Source organism: Neisseria lisongii, from assembly GCF_028463985.1.
Taxonomy (GTDB): domain Bacteria; phylum Pseudomonadota; class Gammaproteobacteria; order Burkholderiales; family Neisseriaceae; genus Neisseria; species Neisseria lisongii.
Genome location: NZ_CP116766.1, coordinates 945847 through 966993, shown reverse-complemented (window position 1 = coordinate 966993; position 21147 = coordinate 945847). Strand labels below are relative to the sequence as shown.

General features: G+C 44.7%; 13 protein-coding genes. All 13 read right to left on the bottom strand.

Annotation, left to right across the window (positions count from 1 at the left end):
* Nucleotides 1–7: 7 nt before the first annotated feature.
* The 13 genes from PJU73_RS04325 to PJU73_RS04265 all read right to left on the bottom strand — a co-directional run bounded on the left by PJU73_RS04325 (nucleotide 8) and on the right by PJU73_RS04265 (nucleotide 21137).
* Complete coding sequence (locus PJU73_RS04325) at nucleotides 8–286, bottom strand: DUF2523 family protein (protein WP_237091774.1); 279 nt, start codon at nucleotides 284–286, stop codon at nucleotides 8–10.
* Nucleotides 287–1834, bottom strand: coding sequence for an IgG-binding virulence factor TspB family protein (locus PJU73_RS04320; protein WP_237091773.1), 1548 nt, complete (start codon nucleotides 1832–1834; stop codon nucleotides 287–289). It lies immediately after the preceding gene.
* Nucleotides 1831–2130, bottom strand: a complete 300-nt coding sequence (locus tag PJU73_RS04315) for a hypothetical protein (protein WP_237091772.1) — start codon at nucleotides 2128–2130, stop codon at nucleotides 1831–1833. The genes PJU73_RS04320 and PJU73_RS04315 overlap by 4 nt, the downstream gene beginning before the upstream one ends.
* 144 nt (nucleotides 2131–2274) lie before the next feature.
* A complete protein-coding gene (locus tag PJU73_RS04310) occupies nucleotides 2275–2577 on the bottom strand; it encodes a hypothetical protein (protein WP_237091771.1) in 303 nt (100 codons plus the stop codon).
* Nucleotides 2578–2591: 14 nt separating this feature from the next.
* Nucleotides 2592–2813, bottom strand: a complete 222-nt coding sequence (locus PJU73_RS04305; protein ID WP_237091770.1) for a major capsid protein — start codon at nucleotides 2811–2813, stop codon at nucleotides 2592–2594.
* Nucleotides 2814–2885: 72 nt separating this feature from the next.
* Nucleotides 2886–3152 carry a hypothetical protein gene (locus PJU73_RS04300; RefSeq protein WP_237091769.1) on the bottom strand — a complete coding sequence of 89 codons (267 nt, stop codon included), beginning with the start codon at nucleotides 3150–3152 and terminating at the stop codon, nucleotides 2886–2888.
* Nucleotides 3153–3162: 10 nt separating this feature from the next.
* Nucleotides 3163–4083 (bottom strand): rolling circle replication-associated protein, encoded by a 921-nt coding sequence (locus tag PJU73_RS04295; protein ID WP_237091796.1) that lies wholly within the window; start codon nucleotides 4081–4083, stop codon nucleotides 3163–3165.
* 584 nt (nucleotides 4084–4667) lie between these two features.
* Nucleotides 4668–5978, bottom strand: coding sequence for a sulfate adenylyltransferase subunit 1 (locus PJU73_RS04290; protein WP_237091214.1), 1311 nt, complete (start codon nucleotides 5976–5978; stop codon nucleotides 4668–4670).
* A 659-nt stretch (nucleotides 5979–6637) separates the two neighbouring features.
* The gene (locus PJU73_RS04285) at nucleotides 6638–9271 is read right to left on the bottom strand and encodes a YadA-like family protein (RefSeq protein WP_272607637.1); all 2634 of its coding nucleotides are present in this window, start codon (nucleotides 9269–9271) and stop codon (nucleotides 6638–6640) included.
* Between the two features lie 20 nt (nucleotides 9272–9291).
* Nucleotides 9292–9636, bottom strand: coding sequence for a collagen-like triple helix repeat-containing protein (locus tag PJU73_RS04280; RefSeq protein ID WP_272607636.1), 345 nt, complete (start codon nucleotides 9634–9636; stop codon nucleotides 9292–9294).
* Between the two features lie 126 nt (nucleotides 9637–9762).
* Nucleotides 9763–18099, bottom strand: a complete 8337-nt coding sequence (locus PJU73_RS04275; RefSeq protein WP_272607634.1) for an ESPR-type extended signal peptide-containing protein — start codon at nucleotides 18097–18099, stop codon at nucleotides 9763–9765.
* Nucleotides 18100–19055: 956 nt separating this feature from the next.
* Nucleotides 19056–19916, bottom strand: coding sequence for a prolipoprotein diacylglyceryl transferase (gene lgt, locus PJU73_RS04270; protein ID WP_237091216.1), 861 nt, complete (start codon nucleotides 19914–19916; stop codon nucleotides 19056–19058).
* 90 nt (nucleotides 19917–20006) lie between these two features.
* The gene (locus tag PJU73_RS04265) at nucleotides 20007–21137 is read right to left on the bottom strand and encodes a M14 family metallopeptidase (protein WP_237091217.1); all 1131 of its coding nucleotides are present in this window, start codon (nucleotides 21135–21137) and stop codon (nucleotides 20007–20009) included.
* Between the last annotated feature and the right edge of the window lie 10 nt (nucleotides 21138–21147).

Below are 21147 nucleotides of genomic sequence, written 5' to 3'. Positions count from 1 at the left end.
TTTCTCTCTATTTTTTTACCATCGTAGCAGATAGTTTGGATAGGGTTTTTAAGGAAGTAATAAAAGCAAATGTGCCGAATATCCAGTTCAAACAGACACCAACTCCCGCAATATAGGCAATCTGCAAAGCATCTTGGGACAGTCCGCCCAACTGCTCGGATACAGCATTCATCAACATATCTTGAATTTCATTGATACCGACATAGGAAATAAACGACATACCTAATGCGGTAAAGATTTTGCCGGCAACGGTGGTTAATACACCTGTCAATAATTTAGCCCACATTTACAACTCCTTAATTGCAGAATAAACAAATCCACCGCAACTTAATATTGTGATTAATATCAATATGGGCCTGAGTAATGTGGCTACTTGACAAGGGACTTCGTAGGAAACTTCAAAACTGCCGAGTAAACCCAGTTCGAAAGTTTTAGGGCTGGGGCAGGCAGCCGATTGATTGAATCTGTCTATCGGATTGAGTTCCAGCCTGACTTGCTGTTCGGGTATTTCGATATCCCGTTCTTCAACATTGCCCAATTCTTGACAGGCAGATATATTGGGAAAGGCTTCGCAAAGTAATGAAGCATCTTTACCGTCTTTACCATCAACTCCGTCTTTTCCGTCCAATCCATCTTTGCCATCAGTACCATCTTTTCCGGCCGCATTGCTTTGATTGTTTCGTCGACTTTCTGATTCGGTACTATTGGGATGACTGTGAACGGGTTGGTTATTGACAGGCTGACTGGTTCCGCTCTGATTACCGCTGCTTACACTGACACTTTGCCCATTGACTGATACGGTGGATATGGTACGGCCTTGAGAGTCTTGGCTGAAAGTAATGACGACTTGCTGTGTCTGCCCGTTTTCTTCGGTCTCCACTTCTACGGAAGTATTAGGGGCAACGGAAACACTTTCCTGATAACCGGGGCGGTTTTGGGCTTCGATAAACGGGGTAGGGTTTCTATCGATTGCTGCTGTGGCGATTTCTTGGAATTTGGAGGAATCTAAGACTTCTTTGGTGGGTTTCATATAAAGGGTAAATAATACCGGCCAACGGACATCATTTTCATATCTGACAGAACAACTTCCTCCGTTAAAACTCCATTCACATTTGTCTAACTTATATGAACTGTATGGTCTGCCAGGGCCATAGCCTTTATCTCCTTTTGCTATTAGTTTTGCAAATTTTTTAGAAATATAAGGTTCTGCCAAACTGCGCATTTCTTCTTCCATTTGGGCTTTTGCTTTTGCCCCAGCTTCACCACCTTTGCGTATTTCCGCAATAACTTCAGGAGAAACCGGATAGCAGTCTACATCTACTGTGTCTTCATACCCGCTGGGTCGTCTGTAACGTTCCCAAATACAGTTACGGGCCCCCATTTTTTTATAGAATTCATCAGCAGATTCATCATATATATAACCTGCCGCTTCGATGTCATTTTTAACATCTTTGTACGCTTGATAGAGGGTATATGCATCATAAGCAAGAGAAGCTGCACCAACGAACGGGACTGCTTTTAATCCTATTCTTGCCCCTTTTTTAACAACTGACAAACCACCACTCAATACAGCAGAACGGGAAACCGTAGCTGTAACGGTTGTTTCGACTGTCTTTTTAGAAAGAGCTGATTCATATCGGGTTTTTAAAGCCTGTGTTTGAAACTTTCTATACTGATTGTCAGAAATTGCCGTTTTTGTCCAAGGCTTTGAATCCCAATGAGATGTAGCTTGACGTACGTAGGTAACATTCCCCTTTTTTGAAACATGTAATTCATCAGCCCAAATAAATGGACTGAACAAAATAAGTACAATCAGTAAAAATAAATTTCTCATTTTCTCATCTTTATAGGTTCCCCTTTTTGTTCTCTAAGTTTATTTAAGTCTGCCATAAATTTTTTGGCTTCTGAATTAGGGGATAAGGGTTTGTTAGGTGGTATTGTTTCAGTAAATAAACCATCTTTTGGTTGATTTCTCTTTTTTACAATTCTTTTATGCAAAAAATAAACAACATTCAAAAGAAGAAATAAAATATCTAAAAAGATACGAAAAGGCGTTACTAAATACAACATACCAAAATGATGTAAGCCAATCAGTAAAATGTAAATGATATTAAAAACAGTAATAACCATTTCAAACCCCTATTTCTATCACGTTCTTGAAAATAGGAATTCTATCAGCTTGGCATACTTAAGACCATTTTGCTGCCAATACATACAGGCACAGTGCTATCAATACATTCGGCAACATACCAACAAAGAACTCTGCTTCGGGTATCATTCCTCATCTCTTTCGCTTATCAACGATATGGCTTTTACCGAAATAACAACAATCAACAGAGCAACAAATGCCATAACCATATAACCGCCTATCTCTCTACCTGCTTGGGCATACGCACCAAATTCACACTCTGGGAAGGACGGCTGTATGACTTGTTCATGAAATATCCAGTTTGTGCCGTTAAAGACGGGGTGGTGCAATACCCCGTCTTTGTCTATCGTCGGTACAACTTGGGTCATCAAGACGTTGGTTGCCTCTTCTTTTGTTTCATAACAGATTCGGCCGACTTGATAACCCATGACGATATCCTATCTTAGGCTTGATTAATGCCACGTTTAGCAACACGGATGGTTGCCAATGCAATAGCAATACCGATTACGATACCGCCAAAAGCCAAAATACCTGCCTTCAAGCCGCCTAATTCAGTCGTGGCGGTTGTCAGCAAGTCATCAGCCATTGCCGGAGCGGATAAAACGCTGACAGCAGCAACTGCCAAAGCGTATTTCGCTTTGTGTTTCAAGTTTCGGATATTCATAATTTTCTCCTTCAAAAAAATGTGGGCTGCTGATTGGGGTCATCACGGCGCAGCCCGAACCGTGAATTCTGATTATGTCTCGTCCGAATAATAGATATTGTCTTTAAATGCCCGTGGAAATACTTCCATATTGACAATATCATTCAGTTTGTAATGGCTGTATTTTTCAGGCTGCTTGGTGCGTACCTGACACAGACGTGTGCCCTCTTCTGTACGTACAATCAAACCGACATAATGGGTTTTGGTATAGCTGCCGTCTTCGTTTTTACGTTCCCGTACAATCATGCGGTCAAATGCAGCAACAACAAAAAATCCCTGTTTCTTTTGGGGTTCGCTCATGATGGATTCCTTACATATTTAAAATGGTTTCCCGGTTATAAAATGCCCATTTGGGGCTAATTAGGCTGCTTAAAATCTGGCTGTAGTTTTCTTCGGTAATCGGCTTTAATTCACGGGCAAACTCCTGTCTGGCATATTGTTTAAGATACGGTTCAATGCAAATAATCCATTTCTGAAGCTGTTCCCGCCACAGTCGGGAACCAGCACTGACAAATGAAAAATTACTGTTGGCAATTTTCCATAAACTCTGTTTATCAATCGTAGTGCGAATCAGCCTGTAACCTTTATCTTCGGGAAGACGGCTGTTAATGTGTTTTTTAATATATTTGCTGACGTATTTCGCCAAACCTTTGCTGTTGGTCTTAACCGGTAGCAATTCAGAACGCCCGAAACCATACTTGCCCATATTTTCACGAAGCAAAGCCCATAATTGTCGCAGTGCTTTATTGGCACTGGTATAATTGCGGGCCTGTATTTGTCTGAAATTCAAACCTCGGCGGATGTTTTCACGTGTATTGACGATAAGGTGAAAATGTATACGACCGCTTTTCATGCGTTCGTATACACAAACGTAATGCTTGAAATGTTTGCTTAAAAAATTCGTCCGCAAACTGTGAAATCTACGGGAAGCCTCTTTGACATCTTGGACATCATCGGCGAAAGTCAGCGTTAAAAAACCGACATGATTAATTCCGAATGCCTCAATAAATTGCCGGACATTCATTTCTAAAGCAGCCGATGATTTTCTGTGGGAAGTAGAAAACTGGTTGAAATCAGCTTTCATTTCATTAGGTAGAAATTTTTCATAGCCGATTGGTAAGGTTTTGGCAGTATTTGAAGAGTTGTTGCTACCCTCAATGCAGTTGTTACTATTTAGACAAGGAAGCTGAATGCGCTGCGCACATTCAGCCCGTAGTGGCAACGGTTGCATGATGACATCATCAGCATATGTAGAAACACGGTTAATTGTTGACATTTCAGACCCCTTGAAAGTCGGTTAATTAAACTTGTCAAGGGCTTATCTGATAAATTTACACTCCCTTAACGGAGTGAAATATATAAGGGGAAGGGTGGCTCGCTGTGGTGTCATATTTTTTCGGTTGATTTACTATACGCCTGCTTTTGTATGGAAAATTCGGTGTTTTAACTATAAATATTATGGTTATGCTAAAGCCGTCTGAAAACCTGATTTGAATTGTGCAGCAATTCATTACACCGGTTTTCAGACGGCTTATGGTTTGGCTTTGAGTGGGTGGGCTACTTTGACCGCAACCCCGTGCATGCTTGGACATGCACGCTACGATCGGATATTGTTTTTAGACGGCTGTTTAACCGTAGCTGTTATTCCTGAAAAAGGTCTGTGAATATCATAATTTCATTTTAAATCAAGGTGTAGCGTGCATGCGTTAAGCATGCACGGGGCTGTAAATATTACACTGAAGCCGTCTGAAAACTCGTTACGTTCGTTTTGGCGAAACCTGCGGTTTTCAGACGGCTTATTTTGGCTTTGATGCTTTAAATTTCAAAACTGTCCGCTGTGTTGCGGCTGCGGATCATACCGGCGGCGACGGTGTGGTTGGTGGCTTCGTCAATCAGGATAAATGCGCCGGTGGCGGGGTTTTCGTCGTATGCGGTGGCGTTCAGCGGCTGTTGGGTTTTCAGGCTGACGTGGCCGATGTCGTTGAGTTTCAAATCGTCCGCTGATTGCACTCGGCTGAGGGTGTGTACGTCCCACACATAGTCGATGGCGCTGATTTTTACTGCGGTGGTTTGCGTGGTGTGTTTCAGCAGGTATTTGCGGCGGATGTTCAGCGGGGTGTGGTCAAACCAGCACAGGGCGGCTTGGAATTGTTGTTCCGGTGCAACCGGGCTGGCGGCGGCGACAATGGCGTTGCCTCGCGAAATGTCAATGTCGGTGTCTAGTGTGATGGTCAATACGTCACCGGCTTCGGCGTTGTCGGTTTTGCCTTCGGGGCTGTAAATTTCGGCAATGCGGGCGGTTTGGCCGTTGGGCAGGATTTTGACTTCGTCGCCGGTTTTCAGACGGCCTGCTTCCAATCGGCCTTGGTAGCCTCGGAAGTCGTCGCTGCTGCTTCCGTCTTGGCGGGCGACACGCTGCACGGAGAAGTAGGCGGGCTGACCGGCGGCGTTGTGGCGGGAAACGGGCAGGCTTTCGAGTAAAGGCAGCAGCGGCAGACCTTGATACCAAGGGGTGTTGGCGCTGGCGCTGACGATATTGTCGCCTTGCAGGGCGCTGATTGGCAGGAAGTGCAGCGATACGTTCAGTTCGATTTGTTCTGCAAGCGCACGGTAGGCGGCAACAATTGCTTGATATTTGGTTTCATCATAGCCGACCAAATCCAGTTTATTGACGGCCACGATGATATTCGGGCAGCCCAAGAGTTTTAAAATGGCGCTGTGGCGTTTGGTTTGCGGCAGCAATACGGGGGTCTCGCCGCTGAAATCGACACGGGTAGCGTCCACCAAAATAATGGCGGCATCGGCGGTGGATGCGCCGGTTACCATATTGCGGGTGTATTGTTCGTGGCCGGGAGTGTCGGCGATGATGAATTTGCGTTTGGCAGTGGCAAAATAGCGGTAGGCGACATCGATGGTGATGCCTTGTTCCCGTTCGGCCGCCAAGCCGTCGGTCAGGCTGGCGAAATCAGGGGTTTCGCCGTTATCGGCGGCACGGTTGAGCTTGTCGATTTGGTCGCTCAACAAGGTTTTGCTGTCGTAAAGCAGACGGCCGATGAGGGTGGATTTGCCGTCGTCAACGCTGCCGGCAGTGATAAAGCGCAGCAGTGGGGCGGAATTTGCGGTCATGGTGGTTTCCTTATCGCTCAGATTGCCCGATACTTTACTGACCCCGCCGGTAAATGGGAAAGAATGGTTTGTTTGTTAGAAAGATGATTTTGTTATATACGGGAGGCCGTCTGAAAATGTTGAATTGTACCCCAAAAGTTGGACACTTCCTCCAACTTTAAAAGGTGCAGCTTTCTTATGTCCAACTATAGTTAAAACACCGAATTTTCTGTACAAATCGGCAAGCTAAGTTGGTCCACCGGCACTTTGTTCCCCGTCCCGCTGGCGGGAAGGGGGTAGGGGAAGGGTGGCTCGCTGTGGTGTCATATTTTTTCGGTTGATTTACTATATATAGTGAATTCATTTTAAAAGTATGACAACGTAAACCACCTTTTCCTGATTTTAGCGAAACCTTTGGTTTTAGTTACGCAGAAACTTGCTTCCCTCGTTTTGGCAAAACCTACGGTTTTCAGACAGCATTCATGTGGAATTTAAAGAACACGTGCATGTTTGGGCAAGCACGCTACACTTGGTTTCCCGTACTACCTGTACTGTCTTCGGCTCGCCGCCTTGTACTACTTTTAAAGTAAATCCACTATAGTTATCTTTTGGCTTATTCATGATAAAAAAGCAGACAGCTTTCGCTGTCTGCTTCTTATTTAGTCGGAAAGATTAGCTTGTTACCAAGCGTAACCAATGCCAACGCTGGTGGTGATATCGCCTTGGGTATTCGCACTACCTTGGATTTTCAGCTTCACTTTGCTGTTGTCCGACAGGCGTGAGTAACCCACAGCCAAGGCGCTTTGACCTTTATGGTTGCCTACCGCAGCAGACAGCATAGAGTGTCCCGCCATATGGATTTCAGGCAGACCGGCCAATGCAGCCACACCGGCGATACCCGCTTGATAATCCTTATCCAGCTTGTTGATACGGTTGTTGACATCACCAATGTTTTGTTTCAACTGGCTCACATTCACCGCATCGGTCGGATTAACGCCCGGTGCGACATTGGTGATCACTGTGTTACCGGCATCAATACCATCTTTGGTAATGCTTGGACCATTATTAATGGCTACGCCATTATCATTGATGGTGGTGTCGCCAGTTTTCACGCTGCCTTTAGCACCCAAATCAATGTTTTCAGCCAGTTTCACATCAAGAACACGGTTGCCATCTTCGTCAATGCGACCAACCACACCGATATTTTTCTCAGTCAGCTTGGTTGAATCCGCACCGCCTTTCACATCCAAGCGGGTGTTCAGCTTACGATCTAAGGTCACATTAGTGTTATCACCTTGGAAGTACAAGCCATCATCCGTGGTTGCCACTTCGCGGGTAATGTCTCGACCGTCTTTACCTTTGGTTTCGTAAACGATACGGGTTGCATTAGCATCTTTGGCTGTGCTGCCATCTTTGCCGTCTTTGCCACGCTCATCAATCGTGCCAGTGCCTTCAGCTGGTTTAAAGGTCAAACTTGAACCGTCTTTACCATCAGCACCTTTCGGGCCACGCAAGCCGATAGAACCGTCTTTACCGTTGATTGCAACACCAGAAACGCCGTCTTTACCGTTTACGCCGATAAAGCCATCAACACCGTCTTTGCCCGGTTTGCCGTCTTTACCTGGTTCAGATGGTTTGCCTAAAGTTAATTGATCTTTAACATCAACGACAACCTTGCTTACCGTACCGTCTGAGGTTACGTTTACATTGGTATTCTTACCATCTGCAAAGTTCACTGTATCGTAAGTCTTCACAAAATCAACAGCATTACCGTTACCTTGCAAGTTCCAACCTGCATTCAATACATCACCCGCTGTTGCAGCGTTGTTAGTGATGTTTTCAACATCGCTTGGAGCTTGTTGTGATGTCGTTACTGCTTTATTGCCATCTGCTGTATTACGAGTTTCAGGCAAGTTCGATTTCACATTAGCCAAAGTTGTCGGCGTTGTGGTGCTGTTATCGCCATTATTCATCGAGGCAATGACATCACCAGCTTTAACTGGCGTTGCATTTTCAGACGGCTTACCATTTACAACATCACCAGCTTTATAGAAGTTGTTGCCAACTTTAACCAGTTTATCACCCTCTTTATTGGTATAAACCACTGGTAACTGTGCATTTTCCACAAGTTTTTGTGCATCCACATCCACGCTAACCGTACGCACTTTAGTTGCTTCGTCTGTTTTACCCGTTACGCTTACAAATGAACCATTACCTTTGAAGTCCACGATATTAGCGTTATTCACCGCATCTTTATATTCATTTTCAGACGCTTGAACAATCCAGCCTAAACGTTTCGCATCGTTTACAGTGATTGCATTTGAACCATTCGAATTGTTCAAATCAGCCAAGTTTTTGATGCTATCTGGCACATTGGTATTGTTCGTTAAACCGCCAATTTTGCTTGCGTTATCGCCATAAGTCACTGTGCCATTTGCCACATTAACAATTTGGTTATTGCCGTTATCCAAACCATTGATAGTCAAGCTCACATTCGGTTTTTTACCCTCTGTGATCGGATTACCCTGTTCATCTTTCGGATTGTGAGTAATCGTAATGCCATCACCTGTTTGTGTGGTTGTGGTATTGTTAGTCGGATTAACTGTTTCCACGCTGGTTAAATTAGTCACTTCTTTGGCTAATTTAATATCCAATACACGTTCACCAGTTTTCTCATCAATACGACCTTGAACACCGATATTATTGTCGGAAAGTTTATCTTTATCCGCACCACCTTTCACATCTAAACGGGTATTCAATTTACGATCTAAAACGGTGTCATTATCACCTTTGAAATACAAGCCATCATCAGTGGTTGCAATTTCACGAGTAATATCTTTACCATCTTTATCTTTGGTTTCGTAAACGATACGGGTCGCATTAGCATCTTTGGCTGCACTACCATCTTTACCGTCTTTACCACGTTCATCGATCGTGCCAGTGCCATCAGCTGGTTTGAATGTTAAGCTTGATTTACCATCTTTACCATCCACACCGTCTTTGCCTTTCGGACCAGTCAAGCCGATAGAGCCGTCTTTACCATTTAACACCACAGATGAGCCGTCTTTACCGTTTACGCCGATTTTGCCATCAACGCCAGGTTTTCCTGGTTTACCTTCCGCACCATTTTCACCTGGTTCGCCCGGTTCACCTTTCTCACCAATTTGGAAATTGGTATTAGCAGAAAGCTCGTAACCTTTATTGATCTGTTTAACAACGATATTCTTATCACCTTCATTTAAATTAAAGGTGTTGCCGTTGTCGATACGGGTTGCTTCAGCTTTCTTACCAGCATCGGTAATTGCATCGATCACGGAGGTATCGCCGTTGGTTGTTAGGTTAAAGTTGCCAGAGCCGCCGTTGCCGCCTTGACCTGGTTGACCATTATCACCTGGTTGGCCTTTATCGCCATCAGGACCTTTGTCGCCTGGTTGGCCTTTATCGCCATCAGGGCCTTTGTCGCCTGGTTGGCCTTTATCGCCATCAGGGCCTTTGTCGCCATCAGGACCTTTATCACCTGGTTGGCCTTTGTCGCATCAGGACCTTTATCACCTGGCTGACCTTTGTCGCCATCAGGACCCTTGTCGCCTGGTTGGCCTTTGTCGCCATCAGGACCTTTATCACCTGGTTGGCCTTTGTCGCCATCAGGACCCTTGTCGCCTGGTTGGCTTTTCGCCATCAGGACCGCCATCAGGACCTTGTCGCCATCGCCATCAGGACCCTTGCCATCGCCATCAGGACCTTTATCACCTGGTTGGCCTTTATCGCCATCAGGGCCTTTGTCGCCTGGTTGGCCTTTTATCCATCAGGGCCTTTGTCGCCATGGTTGGCCTTTATCGCCATCAGGGCCTTTGTCGCCATCAGGACCTTTATCAGGACCCTGTCGCCTGCCTTTGTCGCCATCAGGACCCTTGTCGCCTGGTGGGCCTTTATCGCCATCAGGACCTTTGTCGCCATCAGGACCCTTGTCGCCATCAGGACCTTTATCACCTGGTTGGCCTTTATCGCCATCAGGGCCTTTGTCGCCTGGTTGGCCTTTATCGCCATCAGGACCTTTATCACCTGGTTGGCCTTTATCACCTGGTTGACCTTTGTCGCCATCAGGACCCTTGTCGCCTGGTTGGCCTTTGTCGCCATCAGGGCCTTTGTCGCCTGGTTGGCCTTTATCGCCATCAGGACCTTTGTCGCCTGGTTGGCCTTTATCGCCATCAGGACCTTTGTCGCCAGTTGGGCCTTTATCGCCAGTTGGGCCTTTATCACCGTCAGGGCCTTTATCACCTGGATCGCCTTTAAGCCCTTTCAATGCATCTTTGGTCACATTCAACTTGATTTGACGAATACCATTCTCAAGGGTTTTACCTTCAACGGTAATAATACCGCCATCATCACCCACAAACTCAACCACTTGAGCATTGGTTACTGATGCTGCATAGGTATTGGTAATGTTGCCACCATCATTTTTACCAGCACCAACAACCCAGCCTAAATTACGTGCATCCGCCACGGTTAACGCCGCATTTGGATTTGCTGCATCTAAGTTCGCCAATTTGCTAAACGGTGCATCACCACCTTTAAGATAACTGGTGATATTCGCAGGGATATATGGTTGCGGATTATCGCCCGTAGTTGGGGCTTTTGGTGCCACAGCATAAGTTTGCGTTGCATTTTGAACATTGTGCAATGCCACTGGTGTTGAAGTGTTATTACCACCGCTGTTCATAGAGGCGATGACATCTTCTGGCTTAACTTCCGTACCCTTGCCATCTGGTTGGGTGTTAAAGACATAAGAACCATCTGGTTTTTTCACTTTATACACTTTCTTACCGTTTTTATCGGTATAAACCACTGGTAATTGCGCACTTTCTACCACTTTTTGTGCATCTACATCAACGGTAACAGTACGAACACCTTTTTTGGTTTCACCGGTTACGGTTACGCCATTTTTGCCCACAAAATCAACAGTGTCAGCGTTTTGTACTTTATCTGCATAATGATCTTCTTTGCCATCTTCACTGGTTGTTACAACCCAACCCAGTTTCTTCGCATCACCCACGGTAATTGCATTGCTATTTACCGATGTGGCTAAATCAGCCAGACCATTTAATGCATTGGTTTGGTTTCCATCTTTCACTGCAGTTGGCGTTGCATTAGGTTTTAAGCTACCGTTTTCAAATTGATCTGCTTTGTAATAGCTATCACCAACTTTGGTTAATTTATCGCCTTCTGCAGAAACGCCACCATAAGTATTTGTGCCATTTGCCACACCAGAGATCACGACATTACCACCTGTAGTACCATTATTTAAGGTTAAGGTTGTATCGCCATCTTTATTGGTGGTTGGATCAAAGTTTACAGTGCTGGTTACAGGGTTATCGCCAGTTGTTTTATTGGTTAAATTCAAACCAGTAAACTCTGGGTTTTCCGCAATTTTAACGATCAGATTTGTACCATCATTTTCAACATAGGTATTTTTATCTGATACGGCTTTTGATGCGTTACCTGCATTTGGATTACCTTTAGCGATGGTTGTAATGCCACCTTTCACTGTCAAGGTTTCACCTAAGTTTTTGTGAATGTCGGCGTGGTGGTCAGCATTGTTACCTGTGAAGTTCAAACCTGCTTGTGCAACATTTTTCAAATCACTCACATTCACTGCGGTTTCTAAGGTTGCTTTGTCAGTCTCTTTAGTGCTATTTAACTCTTTCAACGCCTTAATAAAGGTGGTTGCATTGGTATTTGCACCCTCAACATCACGCAAACCACTTGCCACATTTTTCAACGCCACTGGGTCTGTGCTGTCTTTCGGGCCAACTAATTTAGTGGTGTTGCTTGGGGTTGATTGGTCGTTTACTTTATCGCCAGTATTGACATAAGCCACCGCACTGTTAAAGGTCACATTGGTTTCACCGTCTTTACCTTTTTTCACAACTGCCGTTGTGCCAACACCATTAACAAAGTTCACAGCATTGCCATTACCAACGGTGCTATTAGTGTCAGCACCATTTTCGTCTTTACCATTTAATGTCCACTTGGTTTCGCTCGCTTTAGTTGGTTCAGCTTTAATGGTAATTGTGCGAACACCGTCTTTAGTTTCACCAGTTACAGTTACGCCATCGCCCACAAAATCAACTGTGTCAGCATTTTGTACTTTGTCTGAGTAAGGCTTATCTTTACCATCTTTGCTGGTTGTGACAATCCAACCCATTTTTCTCAAGTCGCCAACGGTCGCTGCATTGGTATCAGGAACACCGTTTTCTTTTTTACTTAAATCCAACAAACCAGTTTTTGGTGCATCGGTATAAGTGGTTAAGCCGCTGGTTACGTTGGTAATAGTGTTATTACCATTATCCAAGCCATTGATAGTCAAACTCACATTCGGTTTTTTACCTTCTGTGATCGGATTACCTTGTTCATTTTTCGGATTGTGAGTAATTGTAATACCATCACCTGTTTGTTTGGTTGTGGTATTGTTAGTCGGATTAACCGTTTCCACGCTGGTTAAATTAGTCACTTCTTTGGCTAATTTAATATCCAATACACGATTGCCATCCTTATCAATGCTACCTTGAACACCGATATTGTTGTCGGAAAGTTTATCTTTATCCGCACCACCTTTCACATCTAAGCGAGTGTTCAGCTTACGATCTAAGGTCACCTCAGTGTTATCACCTTGGAAGTACAAACCATCATCAGTGGTTGCCACTTCACGGGTAATATCTTTACCATCTTTATCTTTGGTTTCGTAAACGATACGGGTCGCATTAGCATCTTTGGCTGCACTACCATCTTTACCGTCTTTACCACGTTCATCGATCGTGCCAGTGCCATCAGCTGGTTTGAATGTTAAGCTTGACTTACCATCTTTACCATCCACACCGTCTTTACCTTTCGGACCAGTCAAACCGATAGAGCCGTCTTTACCATTTAACACCACAGATGAGCCGTCTTTACCGTTTACGCCGATTTTGCCATCAACGCCGTTTTTACCGTCTTTGCCATCTTTACCAACAATCACTTCATCGGCTTTTAAGGTGGCATTGGTAGAAATTTCATAACCGTTATCAATTTGTTTAATAACGATATTGTCGTTACCTTGATCTAAAGTAAAGGTTTCGTTGTTGTTGATACGGGCTTTTTCAGCTTTTGCTGCTTGGGTTTTCTCATCATCACTTTCTGCAACAGTAACTTCTGATTTATCACCATTTGCAGTAGTTAAGTTAAAGCCAACTTTGCTTAAAGTCGCATTAACGGTGTTTTTCAAATCACCCACGTTTACAGCGTTGGTAAGTTGAGCATCGGTTGCATTGGCTAATTTCTCTGCAAATTCCTTACCTTTAATGGTTTTCGCTGCTTCTTTAGTTAAACCTAAACCGCTCGCCACATTTTGTAATGAAACCGCCTCGGTTGAGTCTTTTGGACCCACCAATGTTGCATTATTGCTTGGGGTTGATTGGTCGTTTGCTTTCTCGCCAGTATTGACATAAGCCACAGCGCTGTTAAAGGTAACATTGGTTTCACCATCTTTTGCACCTGGTTTTACAACCGCTGTTGTGCCAACGCCATTCACAAAGTTTACTTGGTTGCCAGCTTTCACATCGGCTACTTTCTTGCCGTCATTACCACCCACGCCCCAAGAAACATTGTTGATAGTATTTGCAATAGTCGTTGCATTAACCAATTTATCGCCTTGACCGTTAGGAACAACAACTGAGCCATTGGTTACCGTGCCATCTTTGTTGGTGTTGCTTAAGTTCAATGTTGTGGTATCTGCTTTAACGGTGATAGTACGAGTATCGCCATCGGTTTTGCCGTTTACTTGAATACCGTTTTCACCCACAAAATCAACTTTTTTAGCGTTAGTTACTGCATCTTCGTAGGCAACTGTGTTATCTCCAGTTTTATTTTTACTAGCAGAAACCACCCAGCCTAAATGTTTGGCATCTTCAACGGTTAATGCGTTGTTGGCAGTTGAGTTACCTAAATCAAGCAAGTTGCTGATATTTTCGTAATTTTGACCGCTTGTATTGGTGTTTGGTACATCATGTTCGGTTTGTTTAAAGGTTTTTGCACCCGTTGCAATACCACTTAAGGTGATATTGCCATTGCTTGCATTGGTGAACGTCAATGTATTGTCAGCGGTTGGGTTTAAATTAACGGTGTTGCTACCGTTGGTTAAATTAACGCCTGTAAACTCTGGTGTTTCAGCGATCTTAACGATCAGCTCAGTACCACTGTTTTCAACATAGGTATTTTTATCTGATACTGTTTTTGATGGTGTGCCATCTTGTTTATTCGCACCGCCTTTAACAGTCAGCGTTGCACCCAAGTTTTTATGGATAGCATCTTTCTTGTTATTATTGCCTTGGAAGTTAATACCTTTATCGGTTAAGTAGCTTGTTGCATTGTTCAAGGTATTGCCAGTAACAAAATTATCTGGATTAGTTACCTTAAAGGTACTATTAGAGCCGTTGGCTGTATTTGGCGTATATGTATCACTTGTGGCATTAACATTAAAGGTAACATTGGTTACGGTATCGTCCCCTTCTTTTTTACCCACAACGGCTGTTGTGCCAACGCCATTAACGAAGTTTACTTGGCTACCTGCTTTAACATCGCTTACTTTCTCGCCCGTTGCGTTACCTACTGCCCAAGAACTAGGATCAGATGACGCTGGTTTGGTCGCAGAAATGGTAATTTTGCCGGTCTTTTCATCTGTTTTAACATCGATATAGTCGTTACCCGCTATAATATCAAATGCAGAAATGGTAACGTTTTGACCATCTTGTTTGATCTTAGTATTGTTACCACCGATAATGTTCACCAAATCGCCCGGTTTAACCAATTCTTCGGTCGCAGCACTACCTTCACGCAGAGCATTACCTGTTGTGTTGGTAGTAATACGCCAGCCTGAATTATTGATGGCATTAGACAATGTTGTGCCGTTCACCAAATTATCGCCATTGGTTACCGAAACATTACCAAGCGGTTTACCATTAGTACCCGTAGGGTAGGTTGGTGTAACTTCGGTTTTTACGCTGACATTAAAGGTTGTTGTGCCGTCCGCATTTTTCTTATCAAGTGCCTTGATTGAAACAGGGCCTTCGCCTTGATAATGATCAGCATTGTATTTCACCGTAGTAACATTATCTTTAGTGGTAACGCTTGCCGTGGTGTGATTGCCGTCTGCAAAGGTGACGCCTTTAGAATCTTTACCAACAGTGCTGTTGGTATTGGCTGTCGTATCACCTTCGGTAACTTCTGCTTTACCGCTGATTGTCCAAGTAGAGGCATTCGCGTTTACGGTGTAAGTAGTGGTATCGCCATTAACTGCTGTATCAACGGTAACATTTTTACCCGCTGCAACAACGGTTTTGCTGTCTTTTGCCGTAATAGTGAATGAGCCATCATCACCTTTCTTAACATTGACATTATCGCTACCATTAATTACAGGATCATCCACGCCAATCGTAATGGTTTTGCCAGAATGGGTAATATTGACATTTTTTGTACCATTAACGAATTTCACTTCTTCGCCAAGCTGTACATTTTCAGGGCTTGTATTACCGCTGGTTGAATAATTCCAACCTTTAGACACTTTATCAATATTGGTTTTTGCCGCTTCAGACAAATCAACTTTATAATCGGTAATGCCAGTTGTTGCATCAGTTTTAGGCGTAACGACCACTTTATCCGAGCCATTGCTTACCGTGGTTTTTTCCGCATTCACGGTATAAGTCGTGGTATTGCCATTAACTTGTTCATCAACAGTAACATTTTTACCTTTTTTCACCACTGTGATGTTATTTTTCGCTGTGATGTTATAGGTATGATTAGCTGCATCAGGGGTAACGGTTACGCTCTCATCGCCTGATTGGAATTTAGGCAAGTTTGCTTTAACTTTGAAAGTGTGATTAGTATCATCTGGGGTAACAGTAACACTCTTATCTTCAGCCGTAACGCTATATGCAGAAAGGGTAATAGTCTGGCCATCTTGTTTGATAATGGTATTTTTACCGGCATTGATTTTCACCAACTCACCCGGTTGTACCAATTCTTCGGTTGCAGCATTTCCATCACGTTTACCGCCATCTTCGCCAGTAGTTACACGCCAGCCTGAATTATTGATTGCATTAACAACGGTAGTCGCATTTACCAAATTAGAACCGTTTTGTGGTCGATTACCCGTTTTGCCTAATTCTACTGCACCCGTTTTATTGCCCTCGGCTTTTGATGCTCGATTGGTCACAGATGCAACATTTGATGTATTTACGTTTACATCATAAACCTTAGTTTTATTCGCATTAGTGCTAGTTGCTGTGGTATTTTCTGAAATAGAAACAGGACCAGCACCTTGATAGCTGTCTGCGTGATAAGCAACGGTTGTTGTCGTGCCAACTTTACGCACATCGGCTTTGGTGTGGTTGCCATCTTTAAATTCAACGGTATGACCATTGGCAATTTCAGAAGTTATAACAGCAGTATTGATTGTGGTTGAAGAGACATTAGGACCTTTTAAATTCCAAGTCGTTTCAGTAGAATGGCTCGGTATATCAGCAGAAAGCGTAATCGTTCTGTCATTTTGGGCAATTTTTAAGCCTTTACCCGCTTTAATGGTTACAGTTTGGTTAAAACCAACGGTTGTATTTGCTGTATTATTTGCAGCAGCTGAACCATCTGTATTTAATGCACCACGAGTACCATCGGTTGCGATATTCCATTTTTGTTCAGATAAGGTTTTTGCCACAGCAAATAATTGTGAGCCATTGATCGCATCGGTAGATCCAGCACTGACTGCACCAGCCGCAACATATTTAATTTGGCGGGCATCAGTGTCGCTTGCGCCTACGCTTACATAGTGGTTTTCATCTTTAACCTTACCTTTGAATGGATATACCAACTCACCTTTTTCATTTCTAATTGGTTTATTAAAATCAATACCAGATACATCAACACTTGTTGTTGTAACAGTCGTATTCGCTTTCACGCCTTTTGAGCCTGAACCCAAAACAACAGAATCTGGATCGTTTGAGATTGCATCTTTACCGATTACAACCGCACCATCAGCTTCTGCTCCAGTGGAGGCATTCCAACCGAATGCGATAGAAGATTGACCATCCGCTTTGGCATTAGTACCAATGGCTGTCGCATTGGCTTGTGTCGCATTAGCTTGTTTACCAAATGCAAGCGCACTTTCTGCAGAGGCAACTGAACTTAAACCAACAGAAATCGCATATTTGCCAGTGGCTTTAGAGGCTGAACCTGCTGCAGTATTATTGGCTACGCTTGAACCAATCGCAATGGAGTGTTCACCTTCGGCCAAACTTTGTGAACCCAATGCAATAGAATAAGCACCAGTAGAATTAGACGCACGACCCAAAGAAGTAGAGGCGTAACCAGCAGCGGTTGAGTTTTGACCCACTGCGGTGGTGTAGTTATTTGATGCCTTTGCAGTATGACCTAATGCCGTAGATTGTTCTAAGGTAGCATTTGCGCCATAACCCAACGCCACAGAGCTTTGATTATGAGCAACGGCATTACCACCAATCGCAACTGTACCGCAGTTTACTGCACGAGCGCCTGTACCCACCGCAACGGAAGAATAACCCGAATCATTTACTTCTGAGTTTTGACCGATTGCCACGCTGCTGACAGAACCCTTAACAGTTGCATTACCACCAATGGCAACAGAACCCGTGCCAACACCTGCTTTGGTATTAGTACCGATTGCCACACCGTCACCGCCGCCACCGTTTGCAGTTTTACCGATAGCAACTGCCTGACCGATAGCATAAGTATTCCATGTACCAATCGCTACCCCGTTGTTTTGAGCGTAAGTATTGTGGTTACCAATAGAGATGCTATCATCATTGCCTGACTGCTTTGGATCGCTATATATTCTAGTAATATGATTCCCATATTGATCTTTTTGAGTTGTAAGCTCATTATAGTTAATACTAATCGCCGCCATTGCCTGCGATGAGCCGATAATTGTTGCGCCGATTGTGGCAACGGAAATTGCCAATACTTTTGCTGCTTTATTGGCAGAAGAAGATTTTGTTTTACCTTTGGCCTTGTTTAATTCGGAAACGGCGACCCAAGTAGACGTTGCATGATTCCAAATAACTTTAAATAACTTATTCATGTGCTAAAATGTCCGTATATAGCGTGAATTAATAAAAAAACTTAACCAAACAAACAAACCTTAACAATAAGTAACATTAGTTAAGTTAAGTTAAGTTAAGTTAAGTTAAGTTAAGTTAAGTTAATGGCAATTTTTGTTTTTAATTTGCCAACGGCGCATTTTATTAACTTTTAAAAGAGATGATAAATTAATAAAATAAAATGATATTAGATTTTTAAGTGATTTTATAAATATCTGTTGAAATGAATGTTTAATGTCAAAATCTATCCAATATCGATATATCCCTGATGAATTGGGCGTTTCAGAGATTATTTGATTGCAATAAATTCAACCGCTCAAGCCCAATCTCAATTTTCAGACGGCCTGTTTCCCGCTTGTTTGTTAAATGTAAATTCAATGTGTTTTGATTTGAATCAAGATATAAGAGTTGGTTAAGCACAACATAATGGATTGATTAGATGTATATAGTTAAAACACCGAATTTTCTGTACAAATCGGCAAGCTAATGACAGTCGGAATATGTGGTGGGTAACAAGCTAAGTTGGTTCACCTGCACTTTGTTCCCCGTCCCGCTGGCGGGAAGGGGCTAGGGGAAGGTGGTTCGCTGTGGTGCTATATTTTTTTCGGTTGATTCGCTATAGTGAAATAACCCCAAAGCAATACAAGGCGTAGCGTGCATGCCTTAAGCATGCACGGGACTGTAAAGATTATGGCTATACCAAAGCCGTCTGAAAACCTGATTTGGATTGTGCAGCAATTCATTACACTCGTTTTCAGACGGCTTATGTTTTGGCTTTGAATGGGTGGGCTACTTTGACACCAGTCCCGTGCATGCTTGGGCATGCACGCTTTCGGTTGGGGAAGTGTTTTATATAAATGCGAAGGGGGAATAGGTCAAGTTTTTTGTTTGGCCGAAACAGATAAAAAACAGCCGTTTTCAGACGGCTGTTTCTGTATCATTGTTTGCTTAAAGCGTTGGCTTTGCCGAAATAGATGAAACCGGTTGCGCCTAGGATAATCATCGGCAGGCTCAGCCATTGGCCCATGGACAGTCCGAGGGTGAGTAGGCCTAAATAATCATCGGGTTGGCGGGCAAATTCGGCGATAAAGCGGAAGCAGCCGTATCCTGCGAGGAAGAGGGCGGCGACTTGGCCGGTGGGTCGGGCTTTTTTGGAAAACAGCCAGACGATGATAAACAGGCAGATGCCTTCGAGTGCGAATTGGTAAAGCTGGGAAGGGTGGCGGGGCAGTGTGCCGTATTGGGTCAGCCATTGTTGCCATTGGGGATTATGGGCGGCGGCTTCGAGGTCTTCGTAGCGTGCCTGCGGGAAACCCATTGCCCATGCGGCGTGAATGTCGGTAATGCGTCCCCAGAGTTCGCCGTTGATAAAGTTGCCGATGCGGCCGGAGGCGAGACCCAGCGGGACGAGTGGGGCGACAAAATCCATGGTTTTCAGGGTGTTGATTTTGTATTTTCGGCTGAACAGCCACATGGCAACGACAACGCCGAGAAAGCCGCCGTGAAATGCCATGCCGCCTTCCCAGACTTTGAATATGTCCAGCGGGTTGGCGAGGTAGTAAGACGGTTTGTAAAACAGGATGTAGCCCAAGCGGCCGCCGAGAATCACGCCGATAATGCCCCATGTGAGGAAGTCGTCCAGCATTTCACGGGTGAAAACGGTGTTGCCTTGGGCAATCCGCCGCCGCCCGAGCCAGAGAAACAGGATAAAGCCGGCGATATAGCTGAGGGCGTACCAGCGTATGGCAAGCGGGCCGAGGCTGAGGGCGACGGGGTCGAATTGGGGGTGGATAATCATGGTGTCTGGGATTCTTTCGAGGGTAAATCATAACGATACAGGCCGTCTGAAAATGCAGACAGCCTGAAAACGGGTTTGGCCGGATTGGGTTTAGCGCAGTTTGTCCGACACGTTCCAAATGGCGGAAACCATTGCTTCGCCCAGCCGCAGCGAGCGTTGGCCGTTCCAGCCGAAATCGTCGTCGGGCAGGTTGTGGTTGTCTTTAAACGGCATTTCCAGCGTGTAGGCAAGACAGCGGAAATGTTCGCCTACCCATGCGGTTGCCATGCCCATATTGGCTTGGCTCGGCGCATCTTTTTCATAGCCGTATTCGTCTTGGAAATCGGGGCTGGCGGCGGAAAATGCCTGTTTGAACTGCGTTTCCAAATCCGCCATGCGGCTGTCGTAAGACGGCACGCCTTCGGTTCCGGCTACAAAGACAAACGGTAGGGCTTCGTCGCCGTGAATGTCTAAAAACAGGTCCACGCCGGTCTGCTGCATTTTTTCACGCACGAAATAGACTTCGGGGCTGCGTTCTAAAGAAGGGTTTTCCCATTCCCGATTGAGGTTGGCACCGGCGGCGTTGGTACGCAGATTGCCCAACACCGAGCCGTCGGGATTCATATTCGGGACAACGTAGAATGTGGCACGGTCGAGTAGGGCGCGCGAGGTTGGGTCTTGCGGGTCGAGCAGACGGCCCAAAAAGCCTTCGATAAACCATTCCGCCATGGTTTCGCCGGGGTGTTGGCGGGCAATCAGCCAGATTTTCAAATCGCTTTCCACTTGGTTGCCGATGGTCAGCAGATTGATGTCGCGACCCTGAACCGTGCTGCCCAAGTCGTCAATCTGGCACAGCCCGCTGCCTTGTGCGTCGCCCAGCAGGTTTAAATGCTGCTCGTAAGAATAAGGTTCGAAATAGGCATAGTAAACGCTGTTGGCAAGCGGCGTATGGTCGATGGTCAATACGCCGTTTTCGTAGCGGGTCGGCACACGAAACCAGTTTTGACGGTCGTAAGAGGCGACGGCACAATAGTCTTCCCAGCCTTCGGGATATGCCGAAGCGGCGGCGTTTTCAAAGTGCATGGTGCAATGCTGGTAGGCCGCACCCTGCAGGCGGAAATAAAACCATTGGGCGAAATCCGAGGCATTGTCGGGACGCAGCGCCAAGCGGATATTGGCCGGATCGCCTGCGTCTTTGACCACAACGGAGCCGGCATCGAATGAAGTGCTGATTTTAATCATGGAATTGTCC

Excerpts from the sequence above, each read along its gene's own strand:
- PJU73_RS04325 (WP_237091774.1), bottom strand. The coding sequence starts at position 286 with ATGTGGGCTAAATTATTGACAGGTGTATTAACCACCGTTGCCGGCAAA.
- PJU73_RS04300 (WP_237091769.1), bottom strand. The coding sequence starts at position 3,152 with ATGAGCGAACCCCAAAAGAAACAGGGATTTTTTGTTGTTGCTGCATTT.
- PJU73_RS04280 (WP_272607636.1), bottom strand. The coding sequence starts at position 9,636 with ATGGCGAAAAGCCAACCAGGCGACAAGGGTCCTGATGGCGACAAAGGC.
- PJU73_RS04295 (WP_237091796.1), bottom strand. The coding sequence starts at position 4,083 with ATGCAACCGTTGCCACTACGGGCTGAATGTGCGCAGCGCATTCAGCTT.
- PJU73_RS04315 (WP_237091772.1), bottom strand. The coding sequence starts at position 2,130 with ATGGTTATTACTGTTTTTAATATCATTTACATTTTACTGATTGGCTTA.
- PJU73_RS04310 (WP_237091771.1), bottom strand. The coding sequence starts at position 2,577 with ATGGGTTATCAAGTCGGCCGAATCTGTTATGAAACAAAAGAAGAGGCA.
- PJU73_RS04290 (WP_237091214.1), bottom strand. The coding sequence starts at position 5,978 with ATGACCGCAAATTCCGCCCCACTGCTGCGCTTTATCACTGCCGGCAGC.
- PJU73_RS04265 (WP_237091217.1), bottom strand. The coding sequence starts at position 21,137 with ATGATTAAAATCAGCACTTCATTCGATGCCGGCTCCGTTGTGGTCAAA.
- PJU73_RS04305 (WP_237091770.1), bottom strand. The coding sequence starts at position 2,813 with ATGAATATCCGAAACTTGAAACACAAAGCGAAATACGCTTTGGCAGTT.
- PJU73_RS04320 (WP_237091773.1), bottom strand. The coding sequence starts at position 1,834 with ATGAGAAATTTATTTTTACTGATTGTACTTATTTTGTTCAGTCCATTT.
- PJU73_RS04275 (WP_272607634.1), bottom strand. The coding sequence starts at position 18,099 with ATGAATAAGTTATTTAAAGTTATTTGGAATCATGCAACGTCTACTTGG.
- lgt (WP_237091216.1), bottom strand. The coding sequence starts at position 19,916 with ATGATTATCCACCCCCAATTCGACCCCGTCGCCCTCAGCCTCGGCCCG.